This window comes from Thalassotalea sp. Y01, assembly GCF_012932945.1.
In the GTDB taxonomy this organism is placed as follows: Bacteria; Pseudomonadota; Gammaproteobacteria; order Enterobacterales; family Alteromonadaceae; genus Thalassotalea_A.
Window position 1 is genome coordinate 507,028 of the sequence record NZ_JABBXG010000001.1, and the last position, 24,669, is coordinate 531,696.

General features: G+C 42.7%; 15 protein-coding genes and 1 tRNA gene. 9 read left to right on the forward strand and 7 right to left on the reverse strand.

The annotated features are described in order from the left end of the window. Nucleotides 1–408: 408 nt before the first annotated feature. From HII16_RS02040 to HII16_RS02050, 3 genes are all read left to right on the forward strand, one after another. Complete coding sequence (locus HII16_RS02040) at nt 409–2,682, forward strand: VCBS domain-containing protein (protein ID WP_169127019.1); 2,274 nt, start codon at nt 409–411, stop codon at nt 2,680–2,682. 549 nt (nt 2,683–3,231) lie between these two features. Then, nucleotides 3,232–3,960 carry an FCD domain-containing protein gene (locus HII16_RS02045; protein ID WP_169127021.1) on the forward strand — a complete coding sequence of 243 codons (729 nt, stop codon included), beginning with the start codon at nt 3,232–3,234 and terminating at the stop codon, nt 3,958–3,960. 623 nt (nt 3,961–4,583) lie between these two features. Beyond that, a complete protein-coding gene (locus HII16_RS02050; protein WP_169127023.1) occupies nt 4,584–7,499 on the forward strand; it encodes a TonB-dependent receptor in 2,916 nt (971 codons plus the stop codon). A 193-nt stretch (nt 7,500–7,692) separates the two neighbouring features. Here the strand turns inward: HII16_RS02050 and HII16_RS02055 are convergent, their stop codons facing one another. From HII16_RS02055 to HII16_RS02065, 3 genes are all read right to left on the reverse strand, one after another. Beyond that, a complete protein-coding gene (locus tag HII16_RS02055) occupies nt 7,693–8,547 on the reverse strand; it encodes a hypothetical protein (RefSeq protein ID WP_169127025.1) in 855 nt (284 codons plus the stop codon). 301 nt (nt 8,548–8,848) lie between these two features. Next, entirely contained in the window at nt 8,849–9,217 is a 369-nt protein-coding gene (locus HII16_RS02060) for a hypothetical protein (protein ID WP_169127027.1), read from the reverse strand. A 338-nt stretch (nt 9,218–9,555) separates the two neighbouring features. Further along, a tRNA-Leu gene (locus tag HII16_RS02065) sits at nt 9,556–9,642 on the reverse strand. A 227-nt stretch (nt 9,643–9,869) separates the two neighbouring features. Between HII16_RS02065 and yiaY the strand changes: the two genes are divergently transcribed. After that, complete coding sequence (gene yiaY / locus HII16_RS02070; protein WP_169127029.1) at nt 9,870–11,015, forward strand: L-threonine dehydrogenase; 1,146 nt, start codon at nt 9,870–9,872, stop codon at nt 11,013–11,015. Between the two features lie 91 nt (nt 11,016–11,106). Here the strand turns inward: yiaY and HII16_RS02075 are convergent, their stop codons facing one another. Continuing rightward, nucleotides 11,107–11,802: an NAD(P)H-dependent oxidoreductase gene (locus tag HII16_RS02075; RefSeq protein ID WP_169127031.1), complete on the reverse strand. Its 696-nt coding sequence runs from the start codon at nt 11,800–11,802 to the stop codon at nt 11,107–11,109. Nucleotides 11,803–12,062: 260 nt separating this feature from the next. On the opposite strand from HII16_RS02075, the gene HII16_RS02080 reads away from it, so the two are divergent. Continuing rightward, on the forward strand, nt 12,063–14,240 hold the full coding sequence (locus tag HII16_RS02080; RefSeq protein WP_169127033.1) for a S46 family peptidase: 2,178 nt from the start codon (nt 12,063–12,065) through the stop codon (nt 14,238–14,240). A 134-nt stretch (nt 14,241–14,374) separates the two neighbouring features. On the opposite strand, the gene HII16_RS02085 is transcribed toward HII16_RS02080, so the two are convergent. Then, nucleotides 14,375–15,070: a MaoC family dehydratase gene (locus HII16_RS02085; protein WP_169127035.1), complete on the reverse strand. Its 696-nt coding sequence runs from the start codon at nt 15,068–15,070 to the stop codon at nt 14,375–14,377. 188 nt (nt 15,071–15,258) lie between these two features. Continuing rightward, on the reverse strand, nt 15,259–16,686 hold the full coding sequence (gene hldE / locus HII16_RS02090) for a bifunctional D-glycero-beta-D-manno-heptose-7-phosphate kinase/D-glycero-beta-D-manno-heptose 1-phosphate adenylyltransferase HldE (RefSeq protein ID WP_169127037.1): 1,428 nt from the start codon (nt 16,684–16,686) through the stop codon (nt 15,259–15,261). Between the two features lie 181 nt (nt 16,687–16,867). Here hldE and lpxL point away from each other — a divergent pair, with 181 nt between their 5' ends. Continuing rightward, complete coding sequence (lpxL, locus tag HII16_RS02095) at nt 16,868–17,803, forward strand: LpxL/LpxP family Kdo(2)-lipid IV(A) lauroyl/palmitoleoyl acyltransferase (RefSeq protein ID WP_169127039.1); 936 nt, start codon at nt 16,868–16,870, stop codon at nt 17,801–17,803. 66 nt (nt 17,804–17,869) lie between these two features. On the opposite strand, the gene glnE is transcribed toward lpxL, so the two are convergent. Continuing rightward, nucleotides 17,870–20,749, reverse strand: a complete 2,880-nt coding sequence (gene glnE / locus HII16_RS02100) for a bifunctional [glutamate--ammonia ligase]-adenylyl-L-tyrosine phosphorylase/[glutamate--ammonia-ligase] adenylyltransferase (protein WP_169127041.1) — start codon at nt 20,747–20,749, stop codon at nt 17,870–17,872. A 171-nt stretch (nt 20,750–20,920) separates the two neighbouring features. Here glnE and HII16_RS02105 point away from each other — a divergent pair, with 171 nt between their 5' ends. From HII16_RS02105 to HII16_RS02115, 3 genes are read left to right on the forward strand one after another with little or no spacing between them, the layout of a single operon-like run. Next, nucleotides 20,921–21,886, forward strand: a complete 966-nt coding sequence (locus HII16_RS02105; RefSeq protein WP_169127043.1) for a hypothetical protein — start codon at nt 20,921–20,923, stop codon at nt 21,884–21,886. A gap of 11 nt (nt 21,887–21,897) precedes the next feature. After that, a complete protein-coding gene (locus HII16_RS02110; protein ID WP_169127045.1) occupies nt 21,898–22,800 on the forward strand; it encodes a DUF350 domain-containing protein in 903 nt (300 codons plus the stop codon). A 30-nt stretch (nt 22,801–22,830) separates the two neighbouring features. Next, complete coding sequence (locus HII16_RS02115; RefSeq protein WP_169127277.1) at nt 22,831–24,552, forward strand: polyamine aminopropyltransferase; 1,722 nt, start codon at nt 22,831–22,833, stop codon at nt 24,550–24,552. Nucleotides 24,553–24,669 lie beyond the last annotated feature (117 nt).

The following is a 24,669-nucleotide window of genomic DNA, read 5'->3' on the forward strand; positions in this document are numbered from 1 at the left end:
CAATAAAAACATCCCGCACAAGTTCAGAGACTTAGTGATAAAAAGGCAGTTAAATACAATATCTCGCCATATCAGTGAGCTATCTATGGGTTGACGATTAGCTAACACAAGCCTTATAAAAGATTAATATGTATACAAATTACAAACCATGAGGGCGGCTAATATAAGTAAACAATCTCAGTGGAGTTTGTTGCCAAACAATAACATAAACACACTCTTGGTTAGGCAAATTGGGATGACCAAATAAACCATTACCAACGCACATCTAACCTCGTGAAAATACAATATGTGCTATTAAATTAATTTAATCACAACAGCATGGTTGACAAATTGGCTATACAATTTAATATAAAAACCAAACCAAAATAAAAACAATTGGTTTACCAGGAAAACAATGGGACTATAATAATGAAAAATATAACAATGAGAAAATCGGTTGCTATGGCAGCGATTGCGTTAGCAATGGCTGGTTGTGATACCGATGAGTTGCCAGACAAAAATGGTAATTCATTTGGCCAGCTAACCGTTTCAGGTGATGCAAGGGTTGGGGAAACGTTAACGGCAACCGTAGCTGATGCTAATGGTGTTGATGAATCAGCGATAAACTACAGTTGGATGGCAGACGGCACAGTAATACCTGAAGCGACATCTAATTCGTTTACGTTAACGGAAGCACAGGCCGGTTCTCAAATTAGTGTAACGGTTTCGTATATTGATAACGATGATTATCAAGAACGAATCACTTCAAATGAAACAAGCTCAACGTTAATGAACTTTATCGGTTCAATCACTATTTCTGGTGCGATGGAAGTAGGTAAACTGCTAACAGCCACGTTACTTGATGATAATAATTTTGATCTAGAAAACGTTGTATTTACTTGGTATGCCGATGGCGTAGAGATCAGCGGCGAAACTGCGGCAACTTACATAATCATGGAAGCCGATGTTGGTAAAGTGATCACTGTAACCGCATCATACGTTGATGGTGATGCCTACGATGAAGTGACGACATCAGAACCAACGTCTGCAATTATTGCCAACCAAGGCAATGTGCCAGCAACATTCGAAAACTTAGCAGCAACTGTTGCTAATAATGCTATGAACCCTATCAGTGGTAACGTTGCAATCAGTGACGATGACGCCGGTGAAGACATGGCTGAAGTACAAACTGATGTGATGACGACCTACGGTACATTTTCAATCGCAGACAATGGCGATTGGACATACACATTAGATACCGCAAATGCGACAGTTTCTTCGCTTGCAAGTTCTACAGATACCATAACAGATGACATTACCATTATGTCGACCGATGGCAGTACCGCTGTCCTTGTTATTACCATCACAGGTACTGATATGGTTGCTGCGACGCAAGTAGCAAAAATTACCGACAGCATGACTGATGATGCCGGTGAACTTCGCTATAAGCTAGACTCAGCCATTTCTCAAGGTAAATTGACCGTATCATTCCTAAAAGAAAATAACTCAACGAATCCAGATGGTGCAAAAGACGCCTATATTGGTTTATTTGGTGAATCAACCAGTACCAGCAATGCTATTGTTGACTTACGAATCCAAGAAGACAAATTCGTGATTCGTGACCAAGACATCGATGTTGCTATCCCATTTGTACCAGGTGTATGGACAGACGTAGAGATGACCTGGGATGCTTCTGCAGCAACCGATGCAATCGCGCCTCTAGTTACCATTACCATCAATGGTACCAGCGTTACAACTGATGCGTTCTCTTCAGCATCGTCATCTCTTAGTGATGTAATGGCTGGTGTTCGTTACGCTATCTTTAAGCTAGGTGACAATGGTTCAACGGTTGTTGATGCTGCGTACTTTGTTGATGACGTTAAAATCTATTCTGACATGGCCGGTACAACAGTGGCATTTGAAGATGATTTTGAAGGTTATACCGTTGGTGACTCGTTAGATGATGATAACGGTGCATCACCTTATCACTCGAATACCGCCGAAGCTGTTGTTGCGCTTTACGGCACAGACACTGGACCAACGACGGGTCCTGGTAGTGCGGGTAACCAAATCGCGCAAATTACTGACAGCATGACCGACGATGCCGGTGAACTTCGCTACAAGCTAGATTCCGCCATCGCTCAGGGTAAACTGACCGTATCGTTCCTTAAACAAGATAACTCAACCAACCCTGACGGTGCGAAAGACGCGTATATAGGTTTATTTGGTGAATCAACCAGCACTAGTAATGCTATTGTTGACTTACGAATCCAAGAAGACAAATTCGTGATTCGTGACCAAGACATCGATGTTGCTATTCCATTTGTACCAGGTGTTTGGACTGATGTTGAAATGACTTGGGATGCCTCAGCAGCGACCGATGCAGTAGCACCTCTTGTTACCATTACTATCAATGGTACCAGCGTTACGACGGATGCGTTCTCTTCAGCATCGTCATCTCTAAGTGACGTAATGACCGGTGTTCGTTACGCTATATTTAAGCTAGGTGACAATGGTTCAACGGTTGTTGATGCTGCATACTTTGTTGATGAGGTTAAAATCTATTCTGACATGGCCGGTACAACCGTGGCATTTGAAGATGATTTTGAAAGCTACACTGACGGTGTATCGCTAGACCCTGACAGCAATGATGCATCAGTTTATCATTCAAACTCTGCTGAAGTTATCGTCACTACTGAGTAACTTAGCAACAAAATAGACATTCTCCCTCAAGTAAAAAGCGCCACTTAATGTGGCGCTTTTTTTACCTAAAAATAGCCCCGCTAAGCGTTGTAGGGGAGCCTTAATAACAGGTAATCAGCACAATATAAGCACCGGCTAACAACCGAATGCTCTGCCCTATTAAAATAATAAAAAGAACACCGCTTGTAAACGCCGCTTAAAAACACCACTTCGAAACATCAGAAACACAAAACGCACTCACATTGGTATAACCATAAGAGCAACAGTAGTTTTACCAAAACTTAAACAAACACCTACATACACACCTTTTAAAAACCCAATAAAGACATAAAAACAAAGGGCTTAACGTACTTACCGAGTTTCTACTTATTTTTAAATAAACATTAAAAAGGATGTCAAATTAACTAAAGCCCCAAAAAAAATTGGTAATATAACATCTTGAACATTAACAAATGATATGTAATTATTACATTGTGTTTATTGGACAAAATTTAAAGCCTGAATATTGGCGTTAAGTTTTCATTTTCAGTCTATTGAGGTAGGGAAAATATGGCAGCAAAAAGACTGTTCTGGGGCATTGTCGATTTAATCGAAACATCTATTAATTCTGGAAAGTTTCCAGCGGGTAGTCGTTTACCTCCAGAAAGAGAACTTGCGCAACGATTCAATGTTAGCCGACCAACCATTCGCGAAGCAATTATTGCGCTTGAAGTGAGAGGCCGTGTTGAAGTTAAAACAAGCTCTGGCGTTTATGTACTAGATTCTCAGAAATCCGGTAAGGCATCGAAAAAAATCAATGCCTTCGAAGTGACGCAAGCACGAGCCGTTGTTGAAGGTGAAGTCGCCGCACTGGCTGCTGCTGCCATCACCGAGGAAGAGCTGGATGAACTGCATCAAACACTCACCGATATGGAAGAAGGCAAGAATATGCAAGCCGCCGATAAGGACTTTCATAGAATAATTGCCGATGCGACTCACAATGAAGCAATGAAGAGTTTGGTGGCGAGCTTATGGGAATTGCGCGCTTCTTCAAAAGAAATCATCGAAGATTATGACAGTGTTTGTAGCAAAGATAATGCGAAAACAATTGCTGAGCATAGAGCCATCTACAATGCGCTAAAATCACGTGACGCAAGTCAATCGAGAACGGCAATGCACGAGCATTTCGATCGCTTGATTAACACCTTGTTTGAAGCCGAAGAAAGCAGAGCCTTAGAAAAAATAAAAAAAGAAAGCAGTGAAAAACGAGATATGTACTCGATAAGAAGACAGGCATAAATAAGCGGCCTCCTTCTGCATTGACAGCTCAATTGTCATCATACTAAATATAGAAAGCCACCTTCTTCTGAGTCTTTAGATTAAGGTGGCTTTTTGTATTACTTTTTTGCGTTCCATTATAACCAGACATCGCCCCACTATTACCGAGCAATCGACAACCAGAGCCGAGCCTATTTTTAGCCGTTGTAAAGCTCGTAATATCGCTCAAATATGATATTGATGTGGTTAATTTATGCCGCTAACTTGCTACAGTTTCTCGTCTTATAGTACGTATTGATTCGCAACCAACAGGCAAAACATATCACCATTCTTTCTAACCAATCTCTGCCCCATCAAATCTAACTTGGTAAAACCAAAGCAATCAAAAAACAACCACTCAACACCAACTCATCATACCAGTCAGAGATCACTTAAAAATAAAGAACCACAGCATGATTGTATGACCAATTGTAAAGAACATGTAAAAATAACCTTTGAAACAGCACAATAAATAATCTAATGTTGAAGTGACCAAAGGTAAGTGCCAATAAAAACAAAAACACAAATTGGCCTTACCAAGATAAAACAATTGATAATAAAACATAAAAACAACCAACTGTTATCGCATTCACGGGGAGATTAAAATGAAACTCAACAAGATAACGTCGGCACTAAAGAGCAATTTATTTAAAACAAATAATGCCGCTTTAGCCGCAGCCCTTACCACTCTATTGTCCGCACAATCTTTTGCTGCGGAACAAGAGCAAACTGCCGCCAGCGAAGATATGGAAGTCATCGAAGTAACAGGCATGCTTGGCAGTATGAAAGAAGCCGCTCGCTTAAAACAAACCGACGGTCGAATTGTTGACGCCGTTGTCGCAGAAGATATCGGTAAATTACCAGACAATAACATTGCCGAAGCACTACAACGTATTACCGGTGTGTCAATTACTACAGATTTTGGTGTTGGTGATGGCGTATCTATCCGTGGTTTACCGCAAAACCGTGTTGAGTTAAACGGTCGCTCTACGATTGGTGACTCTCGTGACGGTATCAGCCTGCAAGATTTTCCATCAAGCTTCCTTAAAACGGTCGAAGTTGTTAAAACGCCTACTGCCGATATGATTGAAGGCGCGTTAGGTGGCACAGTAAGTATGCGCACAGTGCGTCCTCTAGAATTGGATGCTATGACCAGCTACATCTCTATAGACGGTGAATACGCCGATAAAACTGAAAACTGGGCACCTATCTTCAATGGCTCAATTGGTAATAATTGGGACCTAGGTGATTCAGGTAGTTTTGGTGTGATAGCTATGCTTGCTTATCAAGATCGCGAAATCCGTCAAGACCAATTTATGAGTCGCGTATTGCCACAAGATATCGATATTAACGATATGGAAGCAAACACCAAAAGCGGTAACTTTATCGTTCGTGATCAGCATACTGTAGAGCAGTACGTAGAGAAACGTGAACGCACCGCAGCGAACCTATCATTCCAATGGGCACCAGAATCAGCAGATGGTATGGTTTACCTTGATTTAAGCGGTACTAAGCGCGAAGGTGAACAAGCAGGTAATTCAATCTTAGGTGTTGTTGGTGCATTAGAAACCAATGAAGGCACCACCCAAGATAGCAATGGCCAAATTGATAATTACACCTTAGTTAACGATTTCGCTATTCCAAAAACCTACAGTGATTTCCGTGAAACGGATTCATTTTCTCACGCCTTAGGTGCGGAATGGAATCTGTCTGACTCAGTTAAAATTTCAGGTGAAGTGTCTTACGCGTCATCAGAAAGTACCCGTCCAGATACTGAATTTACCTTGCGTCCAATTGAGAAAGGTCCATGGTTGGTTGATGAATCACAAGTGACTCACGTTTACGATGGTGAATTTTCACAATCAGGTGACAAACTACCTAGCATCATTCATTCAGATCCTAACGCCTATACTGCTGCAGAAAACTTAGCACTTCGTACGTTTAAAAGTGAACTAAAAGAAACCGATAATGAAGAAACAGCTGTACGCTTTGATATCGAAATTGATGAGCCGTTTAGTATTGATTGGTTAAGCAAAGTTAAAGCCGGTGTTCGTGCTACCAAACGAGATTACGAATACAAAGAGTACAAAGAAGAAATCAAAGATATCTATAAGAATGCGTTCAATGACGACGGTTCAAGTGCAGCACTTTGGATTGATGATTATAACGCAGCCTTTGGCGGTAGCTTTACAACGTTGAGCCATGATCATTCATTTGATCAATTAGGCAAGACAGGTCAAAACGACTTACTTACCTTTGCTACATACAACGGTTTGTCAAACCCAGGTCGCACCTACAGTGAGTTACAACAATTGCTTGCGGGTACGAACATGGCAACAACCGGCAGCTTACGTGATAACCAAGACTTCAATGAAGGTGCTTATCGTGACATCACCGAAGATACCGCAGCAGTTTACTTGTCAGCGTATTTAGATTTTGGTGATTTGACAGCCATCGTTGGTGGCCGTTATGTAACGACCGATCTTGAATCTGCGGTTATGCGTGACGGTGAAAAGGTTACTGGTGAGAACGATTATGATGACTTTCTACCAAGCTTGAACGTTACTTACAGCATTTCAGATCAAACGCAAGTTCGCTTTGCCGCAGCAAAAGTTATGCGTCGTGCTGACTTTAACGAGCTAAGCCCAGCATTTGATGTAAACAACGATACCACCAAGGCTACTCAAGGTGCGATCGATCTAGACCCATACCGTGCAACTCAATATGACATGTCAATTGAGCACTACTACGGTCAAGGTAACATGATCTCGTTTGCTGTATTTTACAAAGACGTAGAGTCATTCTTGAGCACGTCATCAACGTGTGTTGCAGACCCATCTACTTCAGGTCAAAACGTGACCGAATGGTACAGTGTTTGTCAACTAGAGAACGCTGGCGAAGATAACTCACAACTCGTGTATTCAAGCACCACTGAGTTCTCTGATGCGGAAGGCTTCGCTCATGTTGAAGGATTGCGTGATGCAGGCCTAACGGGTATCGATACGCAAAAAGATACCAATGGTGAAGAAGGTGAAGTAAAAGGTTTCGAAATTGGTTACCAACAAATCTTTGATTTCTTACCAGGTGCATGGTCAGGTTTAGGTATTAACTTAAACTACACGTATGCTGACAGTGAGCAACCAAATGGTAACCCACTACTGGATATTTCAGAGAACACCTATAACGTACAAGCGTTTTGGGAATACGAAAGCTTCGCAATGCGCTTAGCCTATAACTATCGTGATAAGTACCTTGATACAGAGAATGAGAAGCGTGTAATAGGTATCAACTCTGCAGGTTCTATTGGCGATGAAGATTCGGTTTACGGCAATAACTACCGTGATGACAGGGGTCAGTTAGACTTCTCTGCAAGCTGGGACATTAACGAGAACTTCACCGTTGTTGCTAATGGTACTAACTTGACTGGCGAACCTTCAATATTCCTATCTGAGCTAGGTAGCCCTTGGTTGTACACAGAAGCGGATCGTCGCTACTCAATTGGTGTACGCGCTAAGTTCTAAAGTGAAACTTACCTTGTAGCAACATCGCAAGGTAAACCTTCTCTCCCTGAAATAGGCTTCTCGACATGATTCGGGAAGCCTATTTTTTTGCGCAAAATACAATCGATAAAAAGCAGCTTATAAAATTTCAGGCACAAAAAAACCAGCTCTAAGCTGGTTTATTGTTTACGAGAGCCAAGTCTGCAATGGTAATTTATTTTGGTTTGGTCACGATTGTACATGTCAGGCCACCACTACTGTTACCGACACAGTTTGTATCAACAGGCTCCTCAGAAGCACCATCAAAAACCACTGAAACACCATTTCGACTAGCTGCAGCCATAAACCTATCTACACCTGCTTGCCCTTGTTCTGTCCATTGGTATGATTGAGATGTTCTAAACTGTTCTTGATTTAACGGTATTTCATTTCTATCCGCATCAACAGCTTTTATTAAAGTCAGTGGCAGTGAATCACCGACACTTACTAAAGCTTGAAAGTAAGCAGACGAACCATCATCAAACTCTACTTTAAAAATAATAGGAAAAGGCTGCATTGTTCCAGAAATTTGAGCGGCAGAAGCCAATAAATCGCCCGTCTTTTCGATATAAGTTCGAGTATTTACCAGATAGTCCGACACCTTATTTCTTGCACTAGATGAGCCAGATAGGTCATAAGCACTATCGACACCGACGTCTTCACTAGGTATATCCGTTTTATATTGTAAATAATTAATCAACTCTTGATGAATAACAAGCATATCATTAAAGGCCGCAACCTCTTCAGATGACGGATGCTGGCTTACTATATTCCTAATATCAGCTACTCCAGGTTCAAATGATTTAATCGTCACTACCTGATACTTTCTCAATTCTTCTCGTTCCAAATTGACAATAAATACATAGACGTTTGCATGCCCCTCTTCATCGGCCACATATTTAGCGATACTTTCGTACTCGCTAGAGTAAACACAGTTATTACACTGAGTTAATACACTGTTTATTGCATGGGCAGAAAGGCTTATGAAAGAGAAACTTGTGAATAAGATTATTTTTTTTAAAATATTCATGTTAGTACCTTACTTGATTGGATGTTCCATTCCACACTTGAATTACTCAAGCATATCATTCAACGCAAAGCATTGAAGTTATTACAATTAATCCTTGTAGAGACCAAGAAGTCGATTAATACTCAATATAGTATTAATCGACTTTTCCAAGTATAACCAGTTAGAAATAAAAACAGCAGTTAATAAAAGTGCCGCAGTTCTGCAGCACGTAAAGCAAAATCTAACCTATAAAAAAGCCGCCTACTTAAAGTGAACGGCATTAGTTATAAACATTCAGTTTAACTAACATTAAATAGAATCGTTACTTACTAATTAAAGCAAGCTCTATATCTGAACCATTATTCGTTAAATCACCTACCGCGATGATCATGTCTACATCGTTGTCGGTTTGATGTTTAACGACTGCAGCGATTGGATGAAGAGCGACATGAGCTTGACCATTTTCATCACTTCCACCTTGAGTATCTGCTAGTAAACTGATCTTATATTGATTAAAGTCAATTTCATCAACATTTGGAATCTTAGGTGCAGTAGGTTGAACAGGTACTTCGACAATCTTGATAACCTCTTTTTCAACTTCAACAATTTCTGTATCGTCATCACAACCAAATAAAACTGAAGTAAGTGCTATAGACAACAGAGTCTTTTTTAATAAAGTATTTTTATACATTGTAAGTTTCTCTCAATAACTTAAGGTTTGGGAGTCGCAATAATACGCTAGGAAATGCTACAAAATAGTTAATACGAGGATACTCTACAATGAATGTGCCATTTCAAATTCATTACGTATGTACAATAAACCACTACCAGATATAGACAATCAGATAAAACCACCTTGATCTTAGATTTAATTCAAACCAAGAATAATTAAATGACTAATATGACCTTCGAAAATTTCAACCAAAAATATCAATAGGACCAATTACTGTAATCACAAATTTCAGGCACAAAAAAACCAGCTCTAAGCTGGTTTATTGTTTTCTTGTCTGTGGTAATGACAAGAATAAATGGTACCGGAAGCCGGACTTGAACCGGCACGCCCGCAAAGGCAACGGATTTTGAATCCGTCGTGTCTACCAATTCCACCACTCCGGCAACACGTGCTCAACGTTAAGTTGATGCAAGGCATTATAGGGAAGATTTTTTTTGGTGCAAGTGTTTTTATGACTAATTCCACTTATATGTATATTTTTCAACCATTTCACTCTACACCTAGTCTGCGAGGTACATTATTAATATATCTTTTACATTTCAATCACACCTTTTTTAACAAAATAGGTGTAAGCTTTAGGCAATTCATTAAATTGCTTAGGAGGCACCACATGGCTGCATTTTTCATTCCCTCAATAAATTTAATGGGCGCTGGTTGTTTAGCGGACGCAATCGCTAATATCGAGGCTCAAGAGTTTAAAAAAGGTATTATTGTTACCGATAAAGTTCTTGTCGATATTGGCATGGTTGATAAAGTTCAACAGCTACTCACTGACAAGGGTGTTGATACAGTTGTATTCGACGGTACCCAGCCTAACCCAACCGTTAGTAACGTAAATGACGGCTTGGCTCTTCTTCAACAAAATAACTGTGATTTTGTAATCAGTTTAGGTGGTGGTTCACCACACGACTGTGCCAAAGGTATCGCTTTGCTTGCCACTAACGGTGGTCAAATCAAAGATTATGAAGGTGTCAACTTGTCGAAAAAACCGCAATTACCACTAATTGCGATTAATACCACAGCCGGTACTGCCTCAGAGATGACGTTATTTTGTATCATCACTGATGAAGATCGCCACATTAAAATGGCCATCGTCGACAAAAATACCACACCGCTGATTTCTGTAAATGATCCTGAGCTGATGCTTGAAAAACCAGCATCACTGACAGCGGCAACCGGTATGGATGCATTAACCCATGCAGTAGAAGCTTATGTATCAACTGCGGCAACACCATTAACCGACGCAGTCGCTTTAAAAGCGATTGAGCTTATCCAAGGTAACCTGCGCACCGCGGTAAGTAATGGTGATGACATTAACGCTCGTGAGCAAATGGCTTATGCGCAATTTATGGCGGGTATGGCGTTTAACAATGCATCGCTTGGTTATGTACACGCAATGGCGCACCAATTAGGTGGTTTTTATGACCTACCGCACGGTGTTTGTAACGCTATCTTATTACCTCATGTGCAAAACTTTAACGCCAAAGTATGCCCAGAGCGGTTAACCGATGTAGCAAAAGCTATGGGTGTTGATACCTCTGCGATGAGCCCAGAACAAGGCGCACAAGCTGCACTAGATGCCATTAGAAGCTTATCGAAAGATGTGAACATCCCGTCAGGTTTGACAGAGTTGGATGTAAAAGAAAGCGACTTTGATGTGCTTGCAACAAACGCCTTGAACGATGCATGTGGTTTAACGAATCCAATTCAAGCGACCCACGATGAAATCAAAGCGATATACGCTGCCGCAATGTAGCATCGAAGGTTAATGCTGATGGTATTTTAAATTGGCATAAATCTAAGCTAGATTATAAAAGCCCTAGTCATCGACTAGGGCTTTTTGTTGTTTAATACCAAGTCACCAACTGCGCCATTGTACGTCTTGTTTTGCCCCGTGGTGGATCTTGCACTCGATAACCAAAGGCAGCCATAACCGCAGGTTTGTATAGCGCTGGGTCAATGGCAAAGTGCTCTTCTAACACCGCAATAGTTTTATCCTGTTCAAAACCTTCTATCGGACACGAATCAATGCCCATAAGCGCCGCGGTAGTCATCATGTTGGCCAAGGCAATATAGGCTTGCTTACCGCACCAGTCGGTAATTTGTCGGTCGGTGGTTACCTTAAAATCATGCTCCTGAAACTTTTGATACGCCTGATTAAAAAAAGCGATCACATCGTCAGGTAATTGCTTTACATCTTTGAGGAATGTTTGCAGGTAGTCAGAATTGTGCTGCATGTTAACTTGGGTATGAGCCAGAAAAATTACAAAATGGCTCGCGGTGCCAAGCTGCCCAGAGGTATCATTAAAGGCGCCATTAGCGCCCCAAGTAAAGTCTCTAAATAACTCGCGCTTTTGTGGGGACTGCACCACCAACAATTGATAAGGTTCAAAACCAAATGATGAGGGCGATAAGCGAGCGGCTTCTAAAATGGTGGTAAATTGCGCTTCAGCTATGACTTTACTGTCATCAAACACCTTGGTTGCATGTCGCATATTAAAGGCGTCTATAATTTGCTGTTGCAACGATTCAATATTTGTCATTTAAAACTCCCAATACATCGATAAAAAATCAATAAACGGATCAGACAGGTGCCAAATCAGCGTGGCTTGCACAGGCACTTGAGAAAAAGTATAGATGAGTCACGCAAATGCGCTGCCAACAGAGTGATGTTAGGCGGTGGTGAATAAAATTTTACAGTTTTATCGCAACAAATTTACCAATTATCGTGGTTATGTTTACATCCGCCTACTAATGGGTTAAAAAACCGCCTGACATAATAAAAACAGTTGGACATACATATATGCTATACAAAAATTTGATCAAGGCACTGTCCTTGTCATCATTGGTATTTGCAGGCACTCTGCAAGCTGACGAAGGGATGTGGCAGCCGCATCAGTTACAACAAATAAGCGGGAAGCTAAAACAAGCGGGGTTAGAGTTAGACCCAACGCAAATGGAAAATCTAGACCAATTTCCAATGAACGCCATCATCAGCTTAGGTGGTTGTACTGCATCATTTTTATCTGAGCAAGGTTTAGTCGTAACCAATCATCATTGTGCTTACGGTTCTATTCAATATAACTCTTCAGAAGACAAAAACCTGTTAAAGCAAGGCTTTGTTGCTAAAACCAAAGCCGAAGAATTACAAGCAGCACCGGGGTCTCGCGTATACGTGACCGAGTCATTGACCAATGTCACCGAAAAAATTACCGGTTCCATTGCAAGCTCAGTACAAGGTGAAGCCTATTACAACGCCATCGAGAAAAATGAAAAAGCACTGGTTGCCGAATGTGAAACCTCACAAGATTATCGTTGTGAAGTGTACAGTTTTCACGGCGGCTTAGAGTACTTTCTAATGAAACAATTGGCGCTGCGTGATGTCCGTTTGGTGTACGCACCGCCGTCAAGTATTGGCAAATTCGGTGGCGATACCGACAACTGGATGTGGCCACGTCACACCGGTGACTGGGCATTCTACCGTGCTTACGTAAATAAAGACGGTAAGCCGGCAGATTATTCAAAAGATAACGTTCCATTTAAGCCAAAAGCATTCTTAAACGTTAACGCCAATGGTGTTGAAGAAAACGATTATGTCATGGTACTTGGCTACCCCGGGCGCACCAATCGCTATCGCATCGCCGATGAAGTAGAGAATGTGTTTACTTGGGTTTACCCAACATCAAAACGCTACCGCGAAGAATACATTGACGTTATCAAAACTACAGCCCCAGCTGGCAGCGAAGCGCGTATCAAATATGAAAGCACCTTGGCTGGTTTAGCGAACTACGCGAAAAACTATGGCTCTATGGTTGAAAGCTTTAACAAAGGTGACATGCTAACCCGTAAGCAACAAGAGTTGACTGAACTACAAGACTGGATCAATGCTTCTGCGGATCGTCAAAAGCAATATGGTAAAGCACTTAAAGAGCTGAACCAGTTAGTGGCTGAGACCGAGAAAAACCAACAACGTGATTTGATCATGAGCTATATTGGTCGCACCAATTTAATGAGTGTCTCAAAACGTCTCTACCGTTTGGCCAATGAAAAAACCAAAGCTGACAGCGAACGCAAACAAGGTTACCAACAACGTGACATGAAGCGTTTTACCCAAGGCATGAAACGCGTTAACCGTCGTTACGATGCAGAGGTCGACAAAGCGGTATTGGCGCACTTTATCGCCGAGTATGCGCAGTTCCCAGCGTCTGAACGCAACCCAACGTTCGATGCATTTTTCGCCCTGACTGACGGCTTTGATGCTGACAAATTAGCGGCGAAGTTAGATGAAATGCACAGTAACACTGCGCTCGATGACGAAGCGACACGCTTAGCTTGGATGGAAAAGTCGGTAGATGACTTCAAGGCCAGTGACGATCCATACATTCAGTATGCGGTTTCGCAATATGACAACGACCGTAAACAAGAGCAACAAGCGGAAGCTTTGTATGGTCAATTAGCACAAGCGCGCCCTGCATTTATGGCGGCGATGATTGCCTTTAAAAAGAGCAAAGGTGAGCCAGTTTACGCAGATGCCAATAGCTCGCTACGTATCACCTACGGCAATGTCAAAGGCTATTCACCACAAGACGGCCTAACAGCGACGCCATTTACCACATTAGAAGGTATGCTAGCCAAGTATGTTGCCGGTGACAGTGAATTTGATCTATTCGAAAATATCCGCACTGCGATTGCCAACAAAGACTACGGTAAATACTACCGTGAAAAAGTGAAATCAGTGCCGGTTAACTATTTATCAACCCTAGATATCACCGGTGGTAACTCAGGTTCACCGACACTAAATGGTAAAGGTGAATTTGTTGGTCTGGTATTTGACGGCGTGTATGAATCAATCATTGGTGATTGGGATTATGACACCAAGTTAAATCGAGCCATCCATACCAGTGTGCCATTTATGCTGTGGACCATGGAACACATCGATGGTGCAGGCAACATCGTTGACGAAATGACCATTGTTGAATAATCATTTCGCCGCCAATTAATAAAAAAGAGCAACCTTATGGTTGCTCTTTTTTTATCGTGTTAAATAATTTAGTTAAGCGTCAGTGAATGAAATCTGAATTAATATTTGCGCTCGTATTTGAGTCAGTCATTGAGTTAGTAATATAGGCGTAATACCGTTTCTGCAATACAGCCTAAACGCTTTGAATTTTCCACTTCAATGCTCATTTCGTTGACCAATTCAATGCTGCGTTTCATCGGTTTTAGTTCAATCAAACGCGTTCTAACCCGTACCCTTGAGCCAGCTTTCACTGGGTATGGATATCGCACCTGATTTAAACCAATATTAATCACCATTTTTGCATCAGGATAAGGATTATTATCCTCATTCACTGTGTCGGTGAGCTTCGGCAATAACGATAGGGTTAAAAAGCCGTGCGCTATGGTCGCCTTAAATGGTGATTCTTGTTCGGCGCGCTCCGGATCGGTATGGATCCACTGGTCATCACCGGTCACTTCGGCAAACTGATTAATACATTGTTGATCAACGGTATACCATTGACCAACATAGGTTTCTTGGCCAAGTTTTGCCAATAATTGATTATACGCTTTCTCTGCTTTTGGCGTTTGTACGACCACCTCACATTTTTCGGCGCAGTCGGTTTCACTATCATGCTCGTTATCAGCAAACTTCGAAAACCATGGGTTATTTAAGGTATTGGTGAGATTAGTAATGCGACTGCTGATCAATTCACTGATGTTTTTAAACTTCGGCTCTAATCGTGCTTTAAATTGGTCATTACGTTGTTGCAATTGTTCCTTTTGCTCACGAATAAATTCGACGACATTCATGTTAATTCCTTCTTGGCGTTAGCAAGTTCAGATGGAGCGTGTTCACTCAATTTCCTGCATTGTAACCCCAGTGTCTGTTCAAACAAAGCACAGCTGTACGCTGAAATTACGCCACTAAGGTATTACAGACACAAAAAAGGCGCTAAATTGCGCCTTTCAATCACTGGTCTGACAGCTTACATATTTCGTTAATCTTCTAAGCGTATGGTATTTATTATCTCGGTAGTCGACACACCATCTTCAAAATTCAACACCATCACCTCGCCACCGTTTTCAATCACCTCTTTACCGCCGGCGATATCTTCAACTTTATAATCGCCACCTTTGACTAAAATGTCCGGCAATAAATTGGCAATCAAACGTTGTGGTGTATCTTCACTGAACTTAACAACCCAATCGACGGCACCTAAACCTGCCAGCACCGCCATGCGACGATCAAGAGGGTTAACCGGGCGACCATTGCCTTTTAAACGTTTAACCGAATCATCATCGTTTACCGCGACAATCAGTCGATCGCCTAATTTTGCCGCATTGGCTAAATAGCTCACATGGCCGGCATGAAGAATGTCAAAACAGCCATTGGTCATAACCACTTTTTCAGAACGTTTTTGCGCCTGTTCAATGATCATCTTTAACTGACTTTCGGTGACCACTCCATTGCCACTTTCTTGACCTGACATCAGTGCCTGTGCGATTTCAACTTCGCTCACCGTTGAGGTACCTAGCTTACCAACGACAACGCCAGCGGCAATGTTGGCCAACGCACTTGCTTCACAAAATGAGCTGCCTGCGGCAACCGATAACGCAAGTGTGGCGATCACCGTATCACCGGCACCGGTAACGTCATATACTTCTTTGGCTTGGGTAGGAATATGTAACTCGTCCTGATCAGGTCGAATTAAAGTCATGCCCTTTTCAGAGCGAGTAACAAGCAAGGCTTGTAAATCAAGATCCTTTAACAGTTGCTGCCCCTTGGCAACAATGTCATTTTCATCTTTACAAGCGCCGACAACGCCTTCAAATTCGCTCATGTTTGGCGTGATAAGCGTCGCGCCGCGGTATTTACTAAAGTCAGATCCTTTAGGATCTACTAACACAGGGACATTATTTTGTTTTGCGATTTGGATCAGGCTTTGCACATCAGACAATGTGCCTTTGTCGTAATCCGACAGCAATAGCAAATGATGTTGACGAATATTTTCGCTAACCAGTTCATTTAGGCCTTGTTTATTCAAGCCATGTAAAGACTGCTCAAAGTCGAGGCGAATCAATTGTTGATTACGGCTTAATACACGTAATTTAGTTATGGTTGGCACGTCAGCTGATTGCGAGAAATTACATATCACATCCATCGCCGATAAGCTGGTATCTAGGGCACTAGCCACTTCGTCTTGACCAGTTATGCCCGACAAGGTTACTTGTCCACCGAGTGAAGCAATATTTAATGCTACGTTCGCCGCGCCACCAGGCCTGTCTTCTCGACCATCAATCTTTACCACAGGTACCGGCGCTTCCGGAGAAATGCGTCCTGTAGGTCCTGACCAGTAGCGATCAAGCATGACATCGCCAACAACTAAAACTCTGGCCTGATTAAAATTAGGAATATCTACTTTCATACCTGTTTCCAAAATGGGTATAATTAGCGTTTGTTGCGTTCGCTGTTGTATTGTTCGCGTTGCTTGCGTTAAATTTCGCACGCTTTAACACGTTCGCAGACGTTAATTATCTGCCTTTACGGCAATTATTGCTGTTATTAGGTATAGTGTATCATAAGCTTTTCGATGAGTTGACCAAACCTTGAGTAAAAACAAATCATTACAAACCCAATTCAAGGCAAGTTTCCTGCTTCCCAAATATTGGCCAACTTGGCTAGGTGTTTTTATCCTATATAGCATTTCCTGGCTCCCTTATCGTTTACAAATGATGATGGGCGCCCTGCTCGGCCGCGGCATGATGAAACTTGGCGGCACTCGCCTAAAAATAGCACAAAAAAATATTGCCACCTGCTTTCCCGAACTATCTGCAAAGCAACAACATCACATGTTGGTGCAAAACTTTGAAAATACCGGCCGTGCATTATTTGAAACCGGCATTGGTTGGTGGTGGCCAGATTGGCGCTTAAAGCGCAAAATTCACGTGGTAGGCGAAGACGTTCTGCGTAATGCCCAGCGGCAAGGTACTGGCGTGTTATTGTTAGCCATGCATAACTTATGTCTTGAAGCCTGTGCTCGTGGCATTGGTTTTGTACAACCTACGGTTGTTTTCTATCGTCCAAATCACAATGAATTAATGGAGTACTTCCAACACGCAGGTCGTGATCGCTCCAATAAATACATGCTTGATAAATCCGATGTGCTGGGTATGAAAGAAGCCCTAGACGATGGCGAGGTGGTGATCTATTTACCGGATCAAGATTATGGCCGTAAGCGCTCCATCTTTGTGCCATATTTTGGCGTCGAAAAAGTCGCCAGCACCATAGGCACGATGATATTTGCCAAGCAACCCGGTGTGCAAACCATTATGGGCATTCCGTCGCGAAAAGCCGATGGCAGCGGCTACATCATTGAATTTGTCGGTGGATTTGAAGATTTTCCAAGCGGTGATGACGAAGCCGATATCATCCACGTTAATCAGCAGTTAGAAAAAGCCATCCGCAAGCACCCTGAACAATACATGTGGTTGCACCGTCGTTTTAAAACTCGGCCAAATAGAAGCGACCCGAAGTTTTATTAAGCAGTAATATTTACAGCATATAAAAAAACGGACGTAACGTCCGTTTTTTTATATGCATCCATAGCACTAATTTTTTTCTCCATGGCAGAGCAAGTATTTTTGCCAGCAGTGTTTGACTAGGTCCCTTGGTACCGTGAAAGCATCATCGGCAACCAACGATGGTTGGTTTTGCAAGGTCAACGCATGGCCTTGATCGCGCAGCGCACAATACCCCTCAATCAAACCGTTGGCCTCTTCATCGCTGATAAGCTGTGCAGCAGCCAAGGATCCGAACATACGTACATTATCTGAATACGTCGTCAGACTTGGGTGATTATGGCTGAAATTCAAAATTAAAAATTGCGCTAAAAATTCAATATCGGCCAAGCCGCCTGAGCCTTGTTTGAGATCCATTAACTGCGCCGCACTTTTATCGAGATGTTCGCGCATTTTCCGGCGCATGTTAATGACATCTGTAGCCAAGCTTTTACTGTCTCGCGCTAGCGTTAAAATATCATGGCGGATTTGCTTAAAGCGATGTTCAAGTGCCGTATCTCCGCAGACAAAACGCGCCCGAATTAACGCTTGATGCTCCCAGGTCCAGGCATCTTTTTGTTGATAATGTGCAAACGTATCGATATGCACCACCATCAAACCCGAATTACCGGAAGGCCTTAAGCGCATGTCGACCTCATACAAAATGCCACTTGCTGTGCGCGTATTGAATAAATGCATAATACGCTGTGCCAATTTTAAGTAAAACTGCGTTGACGCTATCGACTTGTCACCACTGGTCACATCATTGGCATCACATTGATGCACAAACACCAAATCTAAATCTGAACTGTAGCTCAGCTCTAAGCCACCTAATTTGCCGTAACCAAATACCGCAAATTTTTTGTCGTCACTGCCCAATGTCGCATTTGGTTGACCATAACGGTGCACCATTTGTTGCCACGCGATATTCACCACAGTTGCAATGCTGGCCTCAGCAATGGCGGTTAAATGATCACTGACTTGCATCACAGGTAAGATACCAGTGATATCTGCAGCGGCTATTTTAAGTTGTTTAGCTTGCTTAAATTGGCGTAATCCTTCCATCTGATTTTCTAAATCATCTTCTGGGATACGCATCATTTGCTCAATCATCATTTGCTGATAATCGCCAAGCTTTGGAATCGCAAACAATAGCTTAGGATCTATCAACTCATCGAGTAGTAATGGGTATTTCGATAAATACTCACCTATCCATGCACTGGCCCGGCATAACGACAACAACTGATTAAAAGCTGGTGGGTTTTCCAGTAATAATTCTAGGTAAACGGTTCGTGTGACGATTTTGCTTAAAACTTGCAATACCCGCTGTAGAGATATTAACGGTTGCGCTTCGCTCTCGAGCAGTTGCAATAACACCGGCATTAATTTATCGAGAATAAGGCGACCGCGACTCCCCAAACTGCGCTTAGCGACTTCGGCGCGAAAGTGCTGCAACGCCTGATACATCTCTTTTGCTGGCCAGTTTGCTTGATAACTGGCGATATATTCGCACGCCTGCTCATCTTGCCAATTTGCTTGCCATAGGGTTTGCCAATGCTCTTGTGTTGATTCGCTCGCGCTGCTCTCTTCACCAATGAGTAATGAAAACTCGGCGTTTACTGCCTGCATATGTTGCTTGCAGCTATGCATGTAATCGTCCCAGCTTTGAAAGCCCATCACATAACACAAGCGCTGACGATTATGCTCTTCAACCGGTAATTGTTGGGTTTGCTGATCGTTAAATGCCTGAATGGCGTTTTCACTGCGACGCAAAAACTCATAGGCATGGCGTAATTGTGCGGCTGACTCACTGCTGATGCATTCAACCTCTACCAATAATTGCAATGCTGTTAACAGGTTTCGTTGTTGAAGTTGCTTTATACGACCGCCACGAATCAACTGAAAAACCTGAACGATAAATTCAATTTCGCGAATGCCACCAATACCGAGCTTAATATTATCGCCAAGTTGTCGCCGTCTTGCTTCTTGCGCGATCATCAGTTTCATCTGTCGTAAGCTTTCAATCACACTAAAATCAATATAACGGCGATATACAAATGGGCGTAACATGGCGCTTAGTTGTCCGTGATATGGGCTATCACCTATCAAGCGTGCCTTTAACATTGCGTAGCGTTCCCAATCACGCCCTTGCTCCTGATAGTAGCTTTCCATTGCTGCAAAACTCAGTACCAATGGACCACTGTCACCAAACGGTCGCAATCGCATATCGACACGATAGACAAAACCATCAAGGGTAACTTGATCAAGAGCGGCAATAAGTTTTTGCCCTAAACGGGTGAAAAATGTCTGATTATCGAGACTGCGTCGTCCACCTTGTGTTTCACCATTTTCGGGGAAACAAAATATCAAATCGATATCCGATGAAAAATTCAATTCTTTGCCGCCTAACTTACCCATACCGTAAATCAGCAGAGGTTGCGGTTCACCGGCACTATTAACTGGCGTGCCCCAAAGTTGCTGACAATATTTGCTAAGCCATTGATTGGCGCCATCTATAAGCGCGTCAGCGAGATGTGATAAGTTATAAAGACTCGATGGCAATGGTGCATCGAGGCATAGATCGGCATAGGCAACGGCCGACATATATAGGTTGCGTAAATCCCTTAGCTGTTTGTGCAGTTCCGCTTCGCTGGTGCAGGCATTTAATTGTTGAGCTACCTCGGCCTTAATATCAACCTTAGCCATAAACTCAGTACCAAGTTGACCTGTCACCTTGATAATCCATTGTGGACGGCGTAAAAAATTTTCCGCTAAAAAATCACTGAGTGCGAACGCTTTTTTTAGCTGGCTTATTTGCACATCATTAAGTTGCTGCACGACTTCAGCCGCAGTTTCGTTGAGCCGACGGTACGCACTTTCTTGTTTGCTGACTAAGGATTCAGGTAAAGCGGGTTGAGCTGGTTCACTCATATTTATATTCTCTGTTGATTTGGTTCAACTCTTTGCCTAAAGTAACGACACCCAAGGTGTCAACACAACACTTTGTTACATCTAACATTGGACATATTATGTCATGCGATGTAAGCTATTTAGCATTGGTCATTATAATGACCTTAGCATTAAAAAGGGAAATTAGACGTAATGCCGTACCTAAAAGCCTTAATCCTTGCAGCGGTTTTATTCATTACCGGTTGCGGGGATCCTTACGTTGCCAAAATTGAAGACCAATTACCATTGGTAGAGAAACGCCTGCAACAATTATCATGGGCTTTGCAAAACGGTGAAATACGTAACGCCAGCCTCATCAATCAATACGCCGACAAGCTCGCCACAAGCAATCCCGATATGAGTCAGTTGATTGACGAATTTCGTAAAGATGCCACTGTTCAAGGGCCGATGTATCTGGCGTTATTGCAACGATTAGACACCGTTAAAAATCAAGGCACTATGTTTGCCAGTGACCAGGTTCGCTACGAAGAACTGGTCAATATCTATCAAGCCGCTGACAAAGTATTGTACTCAGATGCACTTAGCGACCCGCTTAACGTATTGGCCGATATGTCTAATGGCGAGTTACCTCGTGTCAATGCGATGAGTAAATCCGACGAGTTAGCGGCTAACAATGCGCAAGATTTTGGCGTTGGTTCGCAACTGGTCGGCAACCCATCTTATGGCCAATGGCAAACCGATAACTCCGGCATGTCGTTTTGGCAGTGGTATGGCATGTATGCCATGTTCAGCTCATTAAGCGATCGTATTTATTACAATCGCTGGGGGCGTAACCGTGGTTACAGTTATTACAACGATTATGGTCGCAGTCGTTACACCTCACCAAAGCAGTACCGTAAGCAACAGCAAGTTGAAACGCGTACACGCAAATCATTTAGCAGCCAGGGCAAAACCTTTACCAGCACCTACAGTAAAAACCGTACCGGTTCTTCAGGGTTGTCTCGTCAAAGCGTCACTGCCCAACAAAGCAGTAAGTTCAGACAAAGCGGCTCAAAATCAAAATACGCGAAGAGCAACAGCAAATCAAAATACGCCAGTAATTCGAGCTTTCGAAACAGTAGAACAAAAACAACACGCAGTTTCAGACGCGGAAAATAACAGGAAATATAATGAGTAACTTATTTAATATCACAGCGATTAATCAGGAAATCCTGATCTTTTTAGCCATCGACGTTGCTGTGGCGATTGTGCTGTTAACCGCCATGCGTTTTATTTCTGGTGTATCGGCAAAAGTAAATACGAAAGACGAACTCGCTAAAGAAGATAACTTTGCGTTTGGTATTTCGGTTGCAGGCTCTATTGCCGCACTGGGTATCGTTCTCTCTGGCGCCATCACCGGCGAAAGCGCACCAAGCTACCAGCTTGAAGCGATTGGCATGTTTGCCTACGGTTTATTCGGTTTACTGTTGATCAAACTGGGCCGATTTGTGCATGATAAAATGGCGCTAAACAAGCTCAATAAAATGGAGCAAATTCGCAAACGCAATATCACCGTTGGTATTGTCGATGCTGCTAGTGTCATCGCCACGGCTATCGTTATTCGTGCCGTGCTGATATGGGTAGATGGTTTGAGTATCTACACCTTTGTTGCCATTTTCAGTGGTTTTATTGTGTCCCAAGTTATGCTGGTACTGGTTACCCGAATTCGTGAAACCCATTATGCGAGAAATAATCAACACGATTCTATGCAAGATGCCTTTGTTGACGGTCAAATTGCCTTAGCATTGCGTTACAGCGGACAGATCATTTCAACCGCCCTAGCGGTTACAGCTGCCAGTTACTTTTTAATTTACAGCCCAGAAACCATCATTGAAAACCTGCTGGGTTGGTTGGTGTTTGGCATGGCAATGACGGTATTGGTGTCACTACTGACCAGTTTTGCTAAACGCATCATCTTATTTGGCATCAATATGTTTGAAGAAGTCGATCAACAACACAATGTTGGTGTGGCAGCGGTTGAAATGGCCATCAGCATTGCCATAGCGATGATATTAACTGGTTTAATGGCATAGGCAGTATAACCTGTGAGCAATTCTTCAGGCATGCTGGCAGCGATGCAAAATCGTTTTTCGTCGCGGCTATTTTGGGACGATGTCCTGTTGATCCTAACCATGGCTGTCTTAGCCGGTTGCGGTTTGATATACGAGTATCTGTTGTCCCATTATGCGGGGCGCGTACTGGGCATAATGGAAAGTACCATTTATGCCATGATAGGGCTGATGATTGTCGCCATGGGTTTAGGCTCATTTGCGGCAAGAGCAATCAAAGATGCATTCCAAGGCTTTGTTGTATTGGAGTTGATCATTGGCTTGTTAGGCAGCGCCAGTATCCTTATTATCGCCAGCCTCATCGGTTTTACCCAAATACTGCCACAAACCATCAATGAACTGCTGGCATTACCTAATGACGCAATGCCAAGCGGCGGTTTGTTTAAACAACTCACCGAGCTGGCGATGCAAACCCCCTACCTATTTGGTTTTATCTTGGGGTTTTTCATTGGTATGGAAATTCCATTGGTCGCTCGTATCCGTGAACTACAACACAAACAGCACCTTGCGCATAATTTTGGCACAATGTACGGCGCCGATTATATTGGTGCTGGTATTGGTGCGGCAATTTGGGTCACGGTGTTACTGGCCATCGATATTTCCGAAGCCGCGGCACTGACCGCTTCACTAAACCTGGTCGCTGGCACGGTATTTATTTATCGATTCTGGCACAAATTAAGATTTAAAAAGCTATTGGTTGGCTTTCATGTACTGCTGCTGATGCTGATCATAGTGATTCACCAATACGGTGGTCAATGGCTTAATAATATGAGCAACTTATTGTTCTTAGACAAGGTGGCTCACAGTCAAAAAACTCGCTATCAGCAACTGACATTCACTGAACGCAATATGGGCGGCAGTGAACCGGTGATTAATTTTTACCTCAATGCGCGTTTGCAATTCTCATCAAGTGACGAGTTTATCTACCACAGCTATTTGGTCACCCCAACACTCGCCGGCTCAGCTCGCCAAGAAAAGATCCTGATTGTTGGTGGTGGTGATGGCTTGGCATTGCGTGAGGTCTTAAAGTGGCCTGTTAAAGATGTCACTTTGATCGATTTAGATAAACAACTGGTCGACATATTTAGCCAACCAGAGCAGCATTTAGAGGCACCACTGGCGAAACGTATAGAACAGTTAACCCAGGGCAGTTTGCGCGACGAGCGCGTTAATGTGATCAATGACGATGCCTATTTGTACATCGATAAACTGTTAACCAGCGGCGAGGTATTCGACGCCATCATTATTGATTTACCAGATCCGAGTCACCCGGATTTAAATAAATTATATTCGGTTAACTTTTATGCCCGAATCAAACAACTGTTAGCGGGAGATGGCCTGCTCACCATTCAATCGACCAGCCCATACCATGCGAAAAAGGCGTTTATCTCAATAGGCAAAACCGTTAAAGCGGCAGGATTTGCCAACGTAGAACAATTGCATGATAACGTGCCGAGCTTTGGTGAATGGGGTTGGACCATCGCCAGTAAGCAAGGCGCGTCGCCACTGACTCGTTTACAGCAGTTGCAACAATTGCCCATAACCTCAGACTGGTTAAGCTTAGCCATGCTCGAAAGCGCGTTTATATTTCCTAAAAATTTTTACGCAGAAGCGGGACAGGTAAAAGTGAACTACTTAGGGTCGCATCAAGTCTACCAATATCATCAGCAAGCTTGGCAGTCGCAACAAGGTCTAAATAATGCCAGTTTGCAATAAGCGAACAAATGTAGTGCACAAATAGTTTAAAATTTTAATTGACATATTATGTCACCATGCTAAAGTTAGTATCGTTGACATATTATGTCGGACAGCAAAAAATGCAAAATGAGGATA

Excerpts from the sequence above, each read along its gene's own strand:
- HII16_RS02040 (WP_169127019.1), top strand. The coding sequence starts at position 409 with ATGAAAAATATAACAATGAGAAAATCGGTTGCTATGGCAGCGATTGCG.
- HII16_RS02045 (WP_169127021.1), top strand. The coding sequence starts at position 3,232 with ATGGCAGCAAAAAGACTGTTCTGGGGCATTGTCGATTTAATCGAAACA.
- HII16_RS02050 (WP_169127023.1), top strand. The coding sequence starts at position 4,584 with ATGAAACTCAACAAGATAACGTCGGCACTAAAGAGCAATTTATTTAAA.
- HII16_RS02055 (WP_169127025.1), bottom strand. The coding sequence starts at position 8,547 with ATGAATATTTTAAAAAAAATAATCTTATTCACAAGTTTCTCTTTCATA.
- HII16_RS02060 (WP_169127027.1), bottom strand. The coding sequence starts at position 9,217 with ATGTATAAAAATACTTTATTAAAAAAGACTCTGTTGTCTATAGCACTT.
- yiaY (WP_169127029.1), top strand. The coding sequence starts at position 9,870 with ATGGCTGCATTTTTCATTCCCTCAATAAATTTAATGGGCGCTGGTTGT.
- HII16_RS02075 (WP_169127031.1), bottom strand. The coding sequence starts at position 11,802 with ATGACAAATATTGAATCGTTGCAACAGCAAATTATAGACGCCTTTAAT.
- HII16_RS02080 (WP_169127033.1), top strand. The coding sequence starts at position 12,063 with ATGCTATACAAAAATTTGATCAAGGCACTGTCCTTGTCATCATTGGTA.
- HII16_RS02085 (WP_169127035.1), bottom strand. The coding sequence starts at position 15,070 with ATGAATGTCGTCGAATTTATTCGTGAGCAAAAGGAACAATTGCAACAA.
- hldE (WP_169127037.1), bottom strand. The coding sequence starts at position 16,686 with ATGAAAGTAGATATTCCTAATTTTAATCAGGCCAGAGTTTTAGTTGTT.
- glnE (WP_169127041.1), bottom strand. The coding sequence starts at position 20,749 with ATGAGTGAACCAGCTCAACCCGCTTTACCTGAATCCTTAGTCAGCAAA.
- HII16_RS02105 (WP_169127043.1), top strand. The coding sequence starts at position 20,921 with ATGCCGTACCTAAAAGCCTTAATCCTTGCAGCGGTTTTATTCATTACC.
- HII16_RS02110 (WP_169127045.1), top strand. The coding sequence starts at position 21,898 with ATGAGTAACTTATTTAATATCACAGCGATTAATCAGGAAATCCTGATC.
- HII16_RS02115 (WP_169127277.1), top strand. The coding sequence starts at position 22,831 with ATGCTGGCAGCGATGCAAAATCGTTTTTCGTCGCGGCTATTTTGGGAC.